Annotated in this window: 12 protein-coding genes; 2 read left to right on the top strand and 10 right to left on the bottom strand. The window is 41.7% G+C overall.

Features of this window, described 5'->3' with window-relative positions; genetic code table 11:
• Positions 1-272: 272 nt before the first annotated feature.
• The gene (locus ACWU4D_RS11305) at positions 273-854 is read right to left on the bottom strand and encodes an NAD(P)H-dependent oxidoreductase (RefSeq protein WP_456051530.1); all 582 of its coding nucleotides are present in this window, start codon (positions 852-854) and stop codon (positions 273-275) included.
• Positions 855-1,276: 422 nt separating this feature from the next.
• Between ACWU4D_RS11305 and ACWU4D_RS11300 the strand changes: the two genes are divergently transcribed.
• Positions 1,277-2,398 (top strand): serine hydrolase domain-containing protein, encoded by a 1,122-nt coding sequence (locus ACWU4D_RS11300; RefSeq protein ID WP_456051529.1) that lies wholly within the window; start codon positions 1,277-1,279, stop codon positions 2,396-2,398.
• Positions 2,399-2,471: 73 nt separating this feature from the next.
• Here the strand turns inward: ACWU4D_RS11300 and ACWU4D_RS11295 are convergent, their stop codons facing one another.
• The 6 genes from ACWU4D_RS11295 to ACWU4D_RS11270 form a co-directional block, all read right to left on the bottom strand.
• Positions 2,472-3,494 (bottom strand): oxidoreductase, encoded by a 1,023-nt coding sequence (locus ACWU4D_RS11295; protein ID WP_456051528.1) that lies wholly within the window; start codon positions 3,492-3,494, stop codon positions 2,472-2,474.
• 124 nt (positions 3,495-3,618) lie between these two features.
• Positions 3,619-4,305, bottom strand: a complete 687-nt coding sequence (locus ACWU4D_RS11290) for an SDR family oxidoreductase (RefSeq protein ID WP_456051527.1) — start codon at positions 4,303-4,305, stop codon at positions 3,619-3,621.
• A gap of 141 nt (positions 4,306-4,446) precedes the next feature.
• Positions 4,447-5,364: a pseudouridine-5'-phosphate glycosidase gene (locus ACWU4D_RS11285; protein WP_456051526.1), complete on the bottom strand. Its 918-nt coding sequence runs from the start codon at positions 5,362-5,364 to the stop codon at positions 4,447-4,449.
• Between the two features lie 2 nt (positions 5,365-5,366).
• On the bottom strand, positions 5,367-6,452 hold the full coding sequence (locus ACWU4D_RS11280) for a PfkB family carbohydrate kinase (protein WP_456051525.1): 1,086 nt from the start codon (positions 6,450-6,452) through the stop codon (positions 5,367-5,369).
• Between the two features lie 188 nt (positions 6,453-6,640).
• Entirely contained in the window at positions 6,641-7,579 is a 939-nt protein-coding gene (locus ACWU4D_RS11275) for a carbon-nitrogen hydrolase family protein (protein WP_456051524.1), read from the bottom strand.
• A gap of 10 nt (positions 7,580-7,589) precedes the next feature.
• Entirely contained in the window at positions 7,590-9,119 is a 1,530-nt protein-coding gene (locus ACWU4D_RS11270; RefSeq protein ID WP_456051523.1) for a sodium:solute symporter family protein, read from the bottom strand.
• Between the two features lie 401 nt (positions 9,120-9,520).
• On the opposite strand from ACWU4D_RS11270, the gene ACWU4D_RS11265 reads away from it, so the two are divergent.
• On the top strand, positions 9,521-10,420 hold the full coding sequence (locus ACWU4D_RS11265) for a LysR family transcriptional regulator (RefSeq protein WP_456051522.1): 900 nt from the start codon (positions 9,521-9,523) through the stop codon (positions 10,418-10,420).
• A gap of 146 nt (positions 10,421-10,566) precedes the next feature.
• Here ACWU4D_RS11265 and ACWU4D_RS11260 read toward each other — a convergent pair whose 3' ends face one another.
• The 3 genes from ACWU4D_RS11260 to ACWU4D_RS11250 are packed head-to-tail and all read right to left on the bottom strand — an operon-like array spanning position 10,567 to position 13,741.
• The gene (locus tag ACWU4D_RS11260) at positions 10,567-11,931 is read right to left on the bottom strand and encodes an aminotransferase class III-fold pyridoxal phosphate-dependent enzyme (protein WP_456051521.1); all 1,365 of its coding nucleotides are present in this window, start codon (positions 11,929-11,931) and stop codon (positions 10,567-10,569) included.
• Positions 11,932-12,699, bottom strand: coding sequence for a carbon-nitrogen hydrolase family protein (locus ACWU4D_RS11255; protein ID WP_456051520.1), 768 nt, complete (start codon positions 12,697-12,699; stop codon positions 11,932-11,934).
• Positions 12,700-12,715: 16 nt separating this feature from the next.
• Entirely contained in the window at positions 12,716-13,741 is a 1,026-nt protein-coding gene (locus tag ACWU4D_RS11250; protein ID WP_456051519.1) for an extracellular solute-binding protein, read from the bottom strand.
• Between the last annotated feature and the right edge of the window lie 13 nt (positions 13,742-13,754).

The following is a 13,754-nucleotide window of genomic DNA, read 5'->3' as shown; positions in this document are numbered from 1 at the left end:
AGATTCATCTGGTGATACAGATGGTTCACTCATAAAGCGGTGAACAACGCTTCATACGACTTCAGGTCGCACGGGCATAAACGTGCTAGCAACGATCTCGCGGGCACGCCTCTGGACAAAAGCTTCTTACCCGAGCGGCTGACCCAACTCGCAGTTCGACATTATTGAGCATTTAGCGGATGATTCACACACTCGATGAAGTGAATTGTTATACGCTTTTGAAACTGCTTATTCACTCCAGTACTGGAAATTTTTAGTACTAAATTACAGAATTAAAATTTTGACTTAATTTTGTCTACAAAAGCATCAATTCTATCTTTAGAAGCATCTTCACTTTTGTATAGTGATAGCATCTGAAGCTTACACTGCTTTGTACATGCTCCTAAAAGAGCAATCTTAAGTGTTCGATGAATAGGCTTCCACAGTACGAAAATGTCGACCCACCAAGGTGATCCAAGAGTTGTGATTACTTTTACCTCTCTCAAATTCTCCAGACAAGGCGTTATCGCCCCCAAATCTGACGCATGATTATATGCATGAGTGGGAGCCCATACGCGGTCAAACCAACCTTTTAATATGGCGGGAAATCCAAACCACCATGTTGGAAACACTAAAATTAACGATTCCGTTTCTTTTAGTTGGGTAATATCACCTTCAAGACTATTCGTATCAAAGAATTCCTGATAATAGCTTCGTCGCTCCGAACTACTTAGCGCAGGGTTAAACTCTTCTTGATACAGGTCTTTAACAGTGATCTCGTATCCTTTTGAAGTAAGGTGATCTATCGTTACGTTAGCCAAGTAATGGCACAAGCTATCTTTAAGTGGATGAGCAACCACAACTAGACACTTCAAAGAATGTTCCTTATTAAATTCGCAACCTAAGCGTATGGTGTCATATTGGTATAAAAAATCAAAGACAAACTATCCTTCAGAGTTAACCGTGAAAGCAATGTAAAATGACGTTCATTCATTGAATAATCACTGAATGAAATAAGGCATAATTATGCTTATTTAGATGTAGAATCCACGGTCGATACCCTACAAATAACACCATCGTTTCACCCCTAAGTTAAATTCAAATTACCGCGCATACTTGTTTAAATTTCTCAGGCGCGTTTGAACACAATATTAACGAAAACGCCGTTTACCTCGACAGACTAAGTTCTCAATTTCAGCGATTCATCTGCCAATATGTTACTAGATGTAATGGGCTTTAACTCAAAAAATCCGATTATGTTATGATGAGCGCTTTGGTTTCTCCTTCGGTTCTCAGTATGTTTCGTCTCCTATCTACATTGTTTTTCTTAAGTTCTTTTTCCTGTTATGCACTTGATCTTTCGCCTGTTACTGCAAATCTCGACAGTTACTTCTCCAAACAACTTAAAAACGATAAAGTTCCGGGTGGAGCCTTAGTCGTAGTTCAAGGTGATGAAGTCAAGCTCCTCAGTCTCTATGGCGTTCGTAAGGAAGGAGAAAAAGGTAAGGTTAATCAAAACACGGTATTTCGCCTCGCATCAGTGTCTAAAACATTTGCTGCTGAACTGACTGCAATATTAGTTGAAGAAAAGAAGTTAAATTGGGATGATCTCATCAATGATTACTTACCCGAATTCAGCTACAAAGATGCGAAAGCCTCTAGTCAATTGCAAGTCCAACACTTGCTTAGTCATACAACCGGTATGGTACACAATGTCTACGACAACCTGCTCGATGCACACTTACCGTTGAGTAAAATTTACCCAGCGTTCAATAAACTGGAACCATTGTGCATACCTGGAAACTGTTACGGTTATACCAATCTGATGTTCAGTTTGGTGGACCCCATTCTTGAACAATCTACCAACCAAAATTATACCCAGTTAATGCAAGATAAAATATTTGCACCATTGGCGATGAATGATGCGTCTCTTGGAATGGAAGCGTTTCTCAGCAATAGCAATCATGCAACGCCTCATGTGCGCGGCAAAAAACGCTGGTACAGCCGAGAAGTTGAAGAGGATTATTACCGTGTGTTACCCGCCGCAGGTGTGAATGCCAGTATCAACGATATGGCACAGTGGTTAAAAGCTCAGTTAGGCGAATACCCAGAAGTCATTTCACCAGCCGTGTTAGAAACCGTTTCCACACCCCGAATCGAAACCAAGAGAGAGATGACCCGCAAGCACTGGCGGAAGAAGCTACAAAGAACCGACTATGGTATGGGTTGGCGCATCTTCGATTACGGTGGTGAAGAACTCATTTATCACAATGGTTGGGTAACCGGGTTTAGTGCAGAACTTGCTTATTCTAAGAAACACGACATTGGTATTGCGTTACTAATCAATGGGGAATCTTCGGTTGGAAGTTTGATTGTGACCCATTTCTGGGATGAGGTTTTAAAAAAGGTGGAAAATTAACCGCCGTATCTGGCTTAAACTTACAAGCCAGAATGGAGCAATAGCAAAACATCAGTCTTGTTAGTATTTATTTTCACACAAATATCGTTTTGCCTTGTTTACTACTTTGTTCTGCTGATTCGAGTATTTTTAAAACCTTCACCGCATCAGCAGGATCGATTGGGTTTATACCACCAGCGTTGATTGCAGTGGCGATTGCATGGTAATAGTGTTGATAGCAACCAATTTCTGTTTCAATTAAATCAACTGAAGATTCAGAGTAAAGACTTCCATACTGTTCTTTATTGTCCACACCATACCCTAAATTATCAGGCGCAATGCCGCTTTTTAAATGCTCTTCTTGAGGATCGAATCCATATTTAACAAAACTGCCAAGACTTCCCTCAAGTCTAAAACGAGTGTTTGGTGCCGCACAAAATGAGCTTGCATGCAAAACAACTTCAAGGTTTTGATAATGCAGCAGTACATGGAAGTAGTCAGTTGTTTTTGAACCATCCCTTAACGGCAAACACCTTGCAGTCAAAGCATTAGGCATACCAAAAAGATGAATGGCTTGATCAACCAAGTGAGATCCTAAGTCATACCAGATTCCGGCTCCCGGGCCAGGTTCTTCTCTCCACCTTTGACGAACGATTGGTCGGAAACGGTCAAAACGAGATTCAAATAACCTAATTTCTCCTAATGCATTATTTTTCAGCAGTTTTTGTAGCGTTAAAAAATCACCATCCCAGCGTCTATTATGGAACACGGAGAGGACTAAAGCGTTCTTTTTGGCAAGAATGATCAGTTCTTCAGCTTCTCTACTCGTAGTTACCATTGGTTTTTCGACAACGACATGCACCCCACTTTCTAAGCAAAACTTTGCCAATGAAAAATGAAATTGATTTGGGGCGGTAATTATCACCAAATCCACTTTTTTACTTGTGATTAATTGTTCCGCTGAATTAAATATGACGAGCGATGGGTGTTCTACTTTCAAGATACTCGATTTAGAACTGCTTATGGCTGTCAGAACCATTGACTCGGTGGATTGAATCAACGGAATATGAAATGTATTGGCAGAATTGCCATAACCAATTACGCCTACTCGAATCATGAATTCATGCCTTATTGGAAAATTAGTGGAGTTATAGGTTTTTTACTTCATTGCTATGTGACTAAGTGACCATGTGAGCTCACTGCAACTTATCTTCGGTCGGCTAAAGAATGCCACATGCATGTTACCAAGGAATCTCCGTTCCGTCGTAGTTAAGAAATCGACCGTTATCGTTCTGGTTCAAATTTCCTATTACTTGGGTTAATCCAGCAACACTTTGCGACGCAGTGATTAATGCATTCGGTCCACCCATATCCGTTTGAACCCACCCCGGATGGAGTGCAACGACACAAAAGCCATCATCGGCAAGATCAATACTCAAACTTTTCACGACCGAGTTAAGTGCCGCCTTTGAGGAACGATAAAGATACCCTCCTCCGGAACTATTATCAGTCATACTGCCAACCTTGGAAGAGACGAATGCGATGCGTTTAAGCTCGCCTTGTTTTAACAGTGGATAGAGACTTTCGACCAGTTTCAATGGAGCGATAGTATTGATTTCTAGAACTTGACGCCATTCCTCAAGATCGGTGTTGCCAAAACTAACACCTTTAGGACCGTAATAACCGGCGTTATTAATCAAAAGATCCAGCGCGGGAAGCTTGGTTTTGAGTGCGCTAACTTGTTCGTAATCGGTCACCTCGAGTAAGTGACAACAGAGAGATGGATTGGACTGTTCAAGTTGGAGCAGTTCAGTTGCGCTCGCTTCTGAACGATACGTTGCGTGCACTTCATAACCTAGTGTGAGGTAATGCTGAACCAGAGCAAAGCCAATTCCTCGATTTGCGCCAGTAATAAGAACCGTAGACATATTCTTTACTCCTGTGTTTCTGCGTGTTCAACCTGGAGGTGATCACACATGTGATCGATATAAGTTTGTCACAAATACATTCTGCAGCAACCGCAGCTGGGAACTGCGGTTGTAACCAATAAGGATATTAGTATTGATGGCTTAGTTGTTGCAATATTTCTTCGCTATCTCAGCACCTAGTCGAGCGTTATTAAGCACTAATTGAATATTTGAATCTAGGCTATTACCCCCAGTGAGTTCACATACGCGAGCCAATAAGAATGGTGTTGACTCTTTACCCGCAATGCCCTGCTCGTCTGCTTCTGCTAAAGATTGCTCTATAGCATCCGTGATTGTTTCTAATGGCATTGCGTACTCAACAGGAATTGGGTTCGCGACAACCACACCACCATTGAGATTTAATTCCCACTTGGCTTTAAGTGCAGATGCAATAGAGTCTGGGCTGTCTAATCGATAATCTACCGAATGGTCACTTTCTCGGGTATAAAACGCTGGCAGTGAGTCCGTTTGGTAACCCACAATTGGCACACCTTGTGTTTCTAAGTACTCTCGAGTCAGCCCTAGGTCAAGAATTGATTTGGCTCCAGCACATACCACAGCGACATTCGTGTTTGCGAGTTCTTGAAGGTCAGCAGATATATCAAACGTTTCTTGTGCGCCTCGATGTACGCCACCGATGCCACCAGTGGCAAAGACTTTAATGCCAGCCATTGCAGCAAGAATCATTGTAGCAGCTACCGTTGTCGCGCCATCTTTTTTACCCGCAACCATAAACGGAATGTCGCGTCGGCTTACTTTCGTTACCGAGGTTCCTGCTTTACCAAGATATTCGATTTGCTCTTTTGATAACCCGACTTTTAGACGACCTTCAATAATTGCAATCGTCGCCGGTACAGCGCCATTTTCGCGGATGGTTTCTTCGACGAGAAGCGCTGTTTCGACATTGCGCGGGAAAGGCATTCCGTGTGAAATGATTGTCGACTCTAACGCAACCACGGCTTTATTATTCGCAAGTGCTTCTGCGACTTCAGGTTGAATATCAAGGTACTGTTCTAACATGTTTATTTCTCCTCAATCAGAGACAAAAGCGTCTGCTCTGACATTTCTGAATTAATGGTATCGACTGAAGTGAGCGCTAGATGAGACGCTGCAATGGCAAATCTTATGCTCTGATCCCAACTCCAGTTTTGTAAATAAGCGTGAACAAGTGCTGCCATCATGGCGTCGCCTGCTCCAGTAACATTCACCACATGAGTCGGGGTGGCGTCCATTAAGGTCTGCTGCGAATTACAGCTTGCTAATACGCCTTTATTACCAAGGCTAATTGCAAGGTGTTTGACCCCTTTTTCATGCAAATCATCCGCTAACTGGCTGACTTCAATAGACTCATTGATAGAATGGCCCGACAGGACTTGTGCTTCGAGTTGATTAGGTTTTAAGAAATCAATTTTATCTAAATAAGGCAAGAGTTTAGTTGCCTTGATCGATGAGACAGGATCAGCAAAAATCGTTTTATTGCCATACTGATTAAACAAATATTCCAACGCTTCTTCACTGAGGTTGGCATCGATAACAAGAACACTTGCACCGGTAATGATTCCCCTTCTCTTGGCAAGCTGCTTAGCGTTTAAGCTCTCTATCAATTGCATGTCATTTAGTGCGACAAGCAACTCACCCTGATCATCGATAATAGACAAATAACTGCTCGATTTTCTATCGGGTAAGATAAGCGAATGGTCGGTGCCGACATTAGAAAGATGGCAAGATTCTTTTAGTTCTTCCCCCCAACTATCACCACCGAACGTACCAATAAACTCAACTTGGCTACCTAAACGAGCTAAATTTTCAGCAATATTTCGTCCAACACCACCGGCACTGGACTCAAATGAACCGGGATTAGAGTCGGCCAACACAATCGATGCATCAGAGCGACCACACAAGTCCATATTCGCACCACCCAACACAACGGCATAGGGTTCGGAGCAGAGAATGTATCCCTTACCTTTAATAAACCCTTTACGCGTTAGCTGCATGATGTGGCCAGCAACAGCGCTTCGGCTTATCCCGATCTGATCAGCTAGTTCCTGCTGAGGGATCAAAGGATTACGCTGTAATATTTCTAAAACTTGTTGTTCTCTATCAGTCATAAAAATAATCGCTCACAAAAATAAAAACAATTGTCCGCATTGCAAACAATTGTTCGATTAGAGCATGCCATTACCGTTATGTAAAGTTTCTACGTGTAGTTTTCGAGAGGATTAGTTTCGGTAAGTACAATACGGATGGAGTTAACCCTTAGCGATAACGCTAAGGGTATACTTATATTGGAAAGATCTTATGTTTGATTGTCGAAAACCACAGCCTGCTTTTTGCTTGTATCAACATTCAGCGATAAAACGTCTGGCCTTGAGTAATGCCCAACCGGGTCGAAATCTATCTTACTCTTTATCAACATTTCTCTATCTAGGTCTGCATATATAATGGCTTTCTTATCGAATATTGGGCCAGCTATGACATCTCCAAGCGGACCAATAACACAACTACCTCCTCTCATGACGATACTTTCATCATCGTCGGACAGTATGCTTCGGTAATCACTGCCAAACTCTTTACGAGTAATAAACTGACAAGCACTTAATACAAAACAACGCCCCTCCATTGCGATATGTCGCATACTTGACAACCATGTTTCTCGATCGTCGGCCGTCGGTACGCAATATAATTCAACGCCTTGCGCATACATTGCCATCCGAAGAGATGGCATGTAGTTCTCCCAGCAAATCACCGCGCCAATCTTACCAATATCGCTGTCTACTACGTCAAGTGTAGAACCATCTCCAAACCCCCAAACTAAACGTTCAGCGCCTGTGGGCATCAATTTCCGGCGAACATTAACGACACCAAGCTTGGGGTCCACAAATACAACGCTACAGTAGAGTGTACTCCCTACTCGCTCAATAATTCCCATAACAACAAAAATGGAATTTTCAGACGATGCAACGACAACCTTTGTCATTTCCTCACCATCTAATTCAACCGCCCCTTCAAAATATCGATAGAAATCATTTCTACCTTCAGGAAGTCGAGTACCAACTGGAGCATCAAACGTTAGACCTTTAGGGTAAGTGCCTATAAATGCTTCAGGAAATACCACCAATTCGGCACCATTCTCGGCACATTCTTCAATTAGTTGAACTGATTTATCTGCTGTTTTTTCAGAATCAAATGGAACACTACTATCTTGGATAATCGCGACTTTGCAATTCTTGTTCATTATTCATTCCTTATTTTTGGGTCACAACGCTTGTGCTTGCTTCAATAGATCCGACTTCCGTCGTATTGTTCACCATATATTCATCGTACATATCATGGTAATTCACCACCGATTTCTCAGAAACAGGTTGTGTAATCTTACTAACCAACACTGTCACTAATATGTTGATAATAAAGCCAAAAAGACTAGAACCGACAACTAAATTCAAACCTAATAGAGCGGAAAAGATCATAACAACCGAGCCAACTATCAACCCCCAAAATGCACCGGATTCTGTTACTTTTTTGAAATAAAGAATTCCTAACGCACTAGGGACAATTTGAAGCCCTAAACCAAAGCCTAATGAAGCAATAGGTACAAGGAATCCCGTGCCACTTGGTGTTAAAGCAAGCACAAAGACAAAGATGGTTAACAACGCAACCACTAACTTGGTAACACGGACTGTATTTTCTGAGGATAGCGGCTTTTTGCGTATTGTATTTACGATATCTTCCGCAACAATACTGGCTGAAGACAATAGCTGACTATTTATAGTGGAAATCGCGGCAGCCAAAATACCAGCAACAACAAATGCACCCAAGAGTGGTAAATGTGCAGCGAATAACTGTGGCAAAATTGTGTCACTGGTCTTGTCAGTCAAACTAGGTATAACACCAGGGATCATCGCTGCAGTGCCGACAACAAGAGGGATAATGGCCATCATCCATGAATTCCAAAACGGTGTCATAACCGCAACTTTGCCTAGTACTTCAGCCGAAGATGCCGAATAGTATTTTTGCCACATATGAGGTAAAACCCACGCCCCAAAGCCAAGACCCAGCCATAGTTCAATCATTTTAAGCGGGTTACCAGTGTTAACCATTTTTTCAGGGCTATGAGTAAGTGCATTTTTGAACAAGTCGAATCCGCCTGCTTTATCCGCACTATATAAAGCAGTAAAAATCAATATAGATGCAAAAAATAACCCCATAAAAGAGTCGGTCCAAGCTGTTCCTTTAAAGCCAGCCCAAAGTACGATAACGCCTACCATTAAAGAAGTTACTGTTACCCCGATAACATACGGAATAACCCCATCGGTTAACGTTTCTAAAGCCTGTGCTCCACCACTAATTTGAATCAACATCACCGGAACCAAAGCAGTAATTCCAACCAATGCGACAGCAATCCTCATACGCTTACTGGAATAGTAATGTTCAAACATCTGACCTGGTGTGAAGAAACCAAATTTTTTCCCTGACAACCAAATCCGAGTGCCAAACAACCAGACAAAAATTCCGTGAAAAATCGTCCAGACAGCGAAGCAAGCAAACCAGACTCCACTGCGATAGTAGGTTCCAAATGAACCTAGCAACGTCCAAGTTGAGAAATACGTTGCACCCATGGACAGCAAAAGAACCATCGTCCCCATATTTCTACCGCCGATGATATAGCTCTCGGTCGTACTTTCTACATTTTTCGACCCCCGACTTGCCAAAAAAGCGACCAATAAAAACAACAATAAAAATGAGATAAGAATCCCGATAGTTAAATAGTGATTCATAGCTCCTCTCCTTGTATTGGCTTATCCGAAAGTTTCTTTATAAAAGGTTTAAAATGGAGGGGATAGATTGCTATCGCACATATTGTTAATACAACATTGCAAATAAGAATTAAGGCTAATGGCATGGGAAGTAAACCAATCAGCTCTGCTTCATTGAAATAACCAAAATAGGGTAAGGTAGTCAAAGAGAGAGATAATAATATTATTAGCCACAAAATTTTCCGTTTTATTTTCATAACAACTCCTTTGTAATTCATTTACAACTTCATATTAAGTTATCATTGCTGTTCTGAAAATTAGAAGTTTCCGAACAGCATGTTGCACAAAATGCAACAGCGAGCCATAACAGTGCAAGTCGGGGTCTTTTGTGTCTGATGAATTAATCGGGTAAGGATGTCTAAATGGAAATCACAACAATGAAATACTTCATTGTATTAGCGGAAACACAATCTCTAAGAGAAGCATCAAAACTCCTGTATATAAGTCCTTCGGCATTAAGTAGGCAAATTAAAAATTTTGAGCACAACTTTCATTCACCTTTGTTTGAAAGGCGTCCAACAGGCATGTTCTTAACTGAAGAAGGTAAAATTGTTGAACGCCATATACGACGAACAATTCGAGAAGTCGATCTCGCAAAATCTGAAATCGACAAACTTAAAAACCTACTTACGGGTAAAATTAGACTCGCGACGATCGAAGGAGTTGTTGAATCTTGGGTGATGCCCCCAATGAAGGCATTTACTCATCAGCATCCAGATATAAGATGTAAATTAGCGATCTCTGGAAGCCGAGAGGCACATTATAATGTGGTCAATGACCACGCAGATATTGGTATCGCAATGCAACCAATTGATTGCAGCAATATTGATATTATAAAAAGCGTCAATACACCATTAGCCATCACAGGACGATATGATCATGCTCTATCTAAGACTCCAAACCCGACATTAGAATCCATCATCTCTTACCCGTTTGCAGTCTTAGATGGTAGTTTTCATACAACACAGCTGTTTCATCAATTTTTAAAACATAACAACAAAACATTCGAACCTAAGTTAGAGTTCAACCAAATCAGCTACATCAAAAACCATATAAAAACATCCGACTATCTTACTATTCTTCCCAACTATGCCATTGAAAATGAGGTTAATAATCAAGAGTTATTTATACTAGAAAATGAAAAGTTGCCCTCGTGTAAGACAATTATTTTTGTTCGGAAAGATAGAAAGTTAACTCATGCAGCAACGCACTTTATTAGTCTTTTGTGTCAAAGTATCAAGACGATGGACAGTTGCACCTAAACGTTAAGCAACGTAAGCAACGATATGAACAGCAGCAGTGGCTTGTTTGATGGTGAATATTGAATACAAATATCTTAGAACTCGTATTTCAGAGAGGCGAAAAAATACTCTCCGATAGCACGGAGAGTATTGGAGGTTATCAATAATTAGAGTGACGCACTGACTTCAACAATACTTTGATGAAGGATGCTCGCAATTTCTGTCACCTGCTCTTCACCAAGAATCAACGGTGGCGACAAGATAAGTATGTTACCCAGAGGTCGAGCGATCAGACCACGTTGTTGAGCGGCTTTAGCCACTTTTAACCCAATCATATCTTCTGGAGTGAACGGCTCTTTCGTCGCCTTATCCTTCACAAATTCGATACCGATCATAAAGTGGCTACCACGAACCTCACCGACTAAATCAAGAGACGCTAATCCTTTCAGGGCTTTCTCAAACATTTTACCGGTAACTTGTACTTTTTCTGGTATCCCTTCTTTCTCCATGACTTCAATGTTAGCCAATGCCGCAGCTGATGCTGCTGGGTGACCAGAGTAAGTCATACCATGCAAAAATACTTCTCCAGGACCGGAAATGACTTCATGGATTTCATCAGAAATAATCGTTGCCGACAAAGGTTGATAACCCGAAGTTAAGCCTTTAGCCGTAGTAATAATATCTGGAGTAACGCCAAATACGGCTTCAGAAGCAAAGAAATGTCCTAAGCGACCAAACGCTGTCACAACCTCATCGGAGATATACTTAATGTCATTCTCAGCACATACTTTTGCCATACGAGCATGGTAACCTTCAGGCGGTACGATAACGCCACCCGCACCCATGATAGGTTCTGCAATATAAGCCGCGATATTTTCAGCACCAACGTTATGAATATTTTGATTTAAATCGGCGATTAAATGATCTAGGAACTCAGCTTCCGTCATCCCATCACCTTCACGCCAATAGTGTGGACATGCTAAGTGATGAACTAATTCAGAGGCACTGTCCCAACCTTTGCTATACGCAGGCGTTGTCATCGCAATCGCAAGGTGAGTAGAACCGTGGTAAGCGCCAACACGACTTAAAATCTTTTTCTTGTTTGGACGACCAAGGCGATTGTTGTAGTGATGCAGCATACGTACAGCGGTATCATTAGCCACTGATCCAGAGTTGCCAAAATGGACATGATTTAAATGACCCGGAGCAAGCTGAGCAATTTTTTCAGCCAGTTTTGCCGCTGTTGGGTGAGTAAAGTTATAAAATGTTGAATAATAATCCAGAGTGTTGAGCTGGGTATTAATCGCATCAATAATTTCTTTTCTCTTATGTCCAACGTTAACACACCATAATCCACCGATGCCATCAATCAGGCTGTTCCCTTCACTGTCTTTGACAAAGTAGCCATCAGCTTCAGTAATAACCGTGATCGCGTCTTTTTCTTTTAACGCATTAAGATCTGCGAACGATTGAACCAGATGTTCATCTGACTTTAAAACCGAAGACGTATCAGTCGCGATGTTCATATCCATTTATTTAACCTCTAAATAATCATTAAGCTGCGTTGAAGAAATGCTCTTCGCTGCGTATCGTGTATCGAGATCGACGATGACAAGTGCTGGTGTACAGCCCACCATCGCCATTGGGGCAGAATCAGAACTGGCAATCATAGAAAGTCCTGCATAATCCAATCCTGCTTCTGATCCACAGTAGTTTGCGTAAACGATGGTGACGCCCATCTCAGCGGCTCTAGCGGGAACCAATGTCTGTGAGACATATTCATACCCTGTTGGGTTCGCTGTCGGAACAAAAATCAACGTTACACCCATTTCCGCTAACTCACGACAATGCTGAGGGAATTCGATGTCATAGCAGATAAGTAACGCAGCTTTCTCACCATTCCAGTCAAAAGTTTGATAAGAATCACCAGGTATAAAGCTGGCTTTTTCCATCTCACCAAATAACTGAATTTTTCTATAATTCGCTAATTGAGTACCGTTCTTATCTAAGCAAATTGCTGAGTTATATACGGTGTTGTCACTGGACTCTGCCCAGCCTAATGTCAATCCACAGCCATATTTTTTTACTAACGCTGTAAGCCTATTGATCCAATCGCCATCGATAGATTGAGCGAGTTCTTGGTGCAGATCGGGACGATTATATCCAGGTAAATAAAGCTCTGGAAAAACCACCATTTCGGCGCCAGCTTCAGCTGCTGCACGAAGGTTAGTTTCGATTGTGGTAAACCCACTTTCGATATCCCCATCAATAGGTAAGGCTTGGCAAAGTCCAATTTTCATTAAATTACTCTTCTACTTATTTTCTTAAACGAGTCCAAATAGCGTCATACGTTTTCTGAACGTCTTCAGAACAGACTTCGATAAACGTTCCTTTTGAACCTGCTGGTGGGTGTGCTTCTGGCAAAGTTTTAATTGCTTCATCCAAGTAAGGTTCAGTACCTTTCACGCCAGAGGCATATTGAGCGTAGTTAGTTAACGCTGCTGCATTTTCTGGAACAAGTAGGAAGTTCATAAATTTCAACGCGTTTTCGCGGTTAGGAGCGTCTTTTAGTAATACTAAGTTGTCCATCCACACTATGTAGCCTTCTTTCGGGAATGCATACTCGATATCCGCACCTTCAGAACGTGCGCGTGCTGACATTCCAGACCAAATCATTCCGACCGTTGCGTCACCAGATACCAACACGTCTTTAGCAATATCAGAACCAAATGATGCCCAATCTTTTTTCGCATCGTTCACAAGCTTACTTAACGCTTTAAGTTGCTCTTTGTCGCTACTACATTGTGGGATGCCTAAGTGAATTGACGCTAAACCTAATGTTTCACCCGCAGTATCAAGAACGTTAATCTTTCCTTTCAACTCTTCAGGTGGATCGAACAGAATAGAGGTCGAGTCGATAGGTCCTCTATAAAGGTCTCGATTCACTGAAAATGACGTCGTACCCCATTGATAAGGAATAGAACTGGTTCGGCCTGGATCAAATGAAACATCAAGCCATTGCTCTTCAATATTGGAGAAGTTAGAAAGCTCTGATGGTTCAAAAGTATCTAACATACCTTCGCCTTTCATTATCTTCACCATGTAGTCACCCGGTACAGCAAGGTCATAACTCCCAAGCTTGCCGGCTTTGAGTGACGCGAGTAATGCTTCATTACTGTCAAACGTATCCATGGTTACTTTAACATCATGCTCTTTAGAAAATTTATCAATCAACTCTTGTGGCATGTACTCAAACCAGTTGTAGAGTGATAAATTCCCTGCCGCTTGTGCATTCGCAGAAAGAGCGAGTAATATAATGGATGCTATCGTACGTTTTTTCATAGTCTTTCTTCCT

Source organism: Vibrio phycocola, from assembly GCF_053850235.1.
Note: the sequence above shows the minus strand (reverse complement) of the source record. Positions and strands in the feature narration are given on the sequence as shown.

Excerpts from the sequence above, each read along its gene's own strand:
- ACWU4D_RS11300 (WP_456051529.1), top strand. The coding sequence starts at position 1,277 with ATGTTTCGTCTCCTATCTACATTGTTTTTCTTAAGTTCTTTTTCCTGT.
- ACWU4D_RS11295 (WP_456051528.1), bottom strand. The coding sequence starts at position 3,494 with ATGATTCGAGTAGGCGTAATTGGTTATGGCAATTCTGCCAATACATTT.
- ACWU4D_RS11290 (WP_456051527.1), bottom strand. The coding sequence starts at position 4,305 with ATGTCTACGGTTCTTATTACTGGCGCAAATCGAGGAATTGGCTTTGCT.
- ACWU4D_RS11285 (WP_456051526.1), bottom strand. The coding sequence starts at position 5,364 with ATGTTAGAACAGTACCTTGATATTCAACCTGAAGTCGCAGAAGCACTT.
- ACWU4D_RS11280 (WP_456051525.1), bottom strand. The coding sequence starts at position 6,452 with ATGACTGATAGAGAACAACAAGTTTTAGAAATATTACAGCGTAATCCT.
- ACWU4D_RS11275 (WP_456051524.1), bottom strand. The coding sequence starts at position 7,579 with ATGAACAAGAATTGCAAAGTCGCGATTATCCAAGATAGTAGTGTTCCA.
- ACWU4D_RS11270 (WP_456051523.1), bottom strand. The coding sequence starts at position 9,119 with ATGAATCACTATTTAACTATCGGGATTCTTATCTCATTTTTATTGTTG.
- ACWU4D_RS11265 (WP_456051522.1), top strand. The coding sequence starts at position 9,521 with ATGGAAATCACAACAATGAAATACTTCATTGTATTAGCGGAAACACAA.
- ACWU4D_RS11260 (WP_456051521.1), bottom strand. The coding sequence starts at position 11,931 with ATGGATATGAACATCGCGACTGATACGTCTTCGGTTTTAAAGTCAGAT.
- ACWU4D_RS11255 (WP_456051520.1), bottom strand. The coding sequence starts at position 12,699 with ATGAAAATTGGACTTTGCCAAGCCTTACCTATTGATGGGGATATCGAA.
- ACWU4D_RS11250 (WP_456051519.1), bottom strand. The coding sequence starts at position 13,741 with ATGAAAAAACGTACGATAGCATCCATTATATTACTCGCTCTTTCTGCG.